This window comes from Bacillus sp. FG16 (assembly GCF_057809515.1).
Map to the genome: position 1 here is coordinate 1 of NZ_JBMDKC010000254.1, position 1,288 is coordinate 1,288.

1 protein-coding gene is annotated in these 1,288 nt (G+C 37.1%); it reads right to left on the reverse strand.

Annotated elements, in window-relative coordinates:
* Nucleotides 1–40: 40 nt before the first annotated feature.
* Nucleotides 41–1,200, reverse strand: a protein-coding gene (locus ACODS7_RS32050) for an IS3-like element ISBth8 family transposase (protein ID WP_488828604.1) whose coding sequence is annotated in 2 segments (ribosomal slippage) — nt 41–942 and nt 942–1,200 — 1,161 coding nt in all. Because the reading frame shifts where the segments join, the coding sequence is not laid out codon by codon here.
* Nucleotides 1,201–1,288: the final 88 nt, after the last annotated feature.

The following is a 1,288-nucleotide window of genomic DNA, read 5'->3' on the forward strand; positions in this document are numbered from 1 at the left end:
TGGTCATCTCCCTGTCAAGTAGACAGAAATAAAAAGAGTATTATGCCACGGCCTTTTCCCGATATTCTATCGGGGAAAGGCCGTGAAGTTTTTCTTGGAATCTTTCTGTATTATAAAACTGAATATATTCTTGAATTGCTCGGTAGGCCATTTCATATGTTTTTGGGCTCACTAAATACAACTTCTCTGTTTTTAAATGTGAGAAGAATGATTCGATACACGCATTATCAAAACAGTTTCCACGTCTAGAATGACTACCGACAAATCCTAATTTCTCTAACTGTTTTGCGTAGGATTTAGATGTATATTGAAACCCTTGATCTGAATGGAAAAGGGGCTTAGTAGTTAATGACTTCCCTTCTAATTGACGTAATGTAGTTAAAACCAAATCTAAATCATTTCTTGAAGATAGCTTCCAGGCAACAATTTCATTGTTGTATAAATCTAACACAGCCGACAAATAGGCAAATTGTTCTCCGATTCGTACATAAGTAATATCTGTTACGAATTTTTGATTTTGCTTTTCAGCTTGAAACTCTCGATTCAAATGATTTTTAAATACCACAGATGTTTTTCTTCCATAAAACGGACGTTTTTTTCGAATGATAGATTGAATACCCAGCTCTCTCATAAGACGACGAACACGTTTATGATTCATTACCATTCCTTCTCGAGCCAAAGCACGAGTCATACGTTTATACCCATAGTAAGGGTGCTGACGATGAATAGATAAAATATGTTCTTTATGCCACATATCCCTTTTCTGACGTAAACGCTGCACGTTATGATATTTCCGCCATTTATAGTAGCCAGCCTTAGAAACTTCCGCGATTTGAAGCAACCATCGGAGTGGATAGGCTTGGCGTAATGAATCGATAAGAGAAAATCGTTCTTTCTTTAGGACCATTCCTTCCCGTGTAGATTTGGATTGCGCTTTTTTAAATACTCAACCTGTGCCTTCAAATAAGCATTTTCTTCTTCTAGACTATTAAAATTCTTTCGATTCCAGACACCACGTTGATCATCAAAAGACTCCCCTTGTTGCGCACGTTTTACCCACTCAATAATCTGGGCATCGCTCTTCACACCGAGTTGTTCACGAATTTCTCGCAATGATTTTCTCTCTTCTAATCGAAGACGAACTGCTTCTCGCTTTAGTTCTTCTGTATATTTTTGAAATGATTGTCCTTTTCTTGCCATAAAAAAATCCCCTCCAGATAAAACAGTATTGAGTCCATCATATCAGATGGACTCTTTTTTACTGTCTACCTATAGGGGATAATACCAA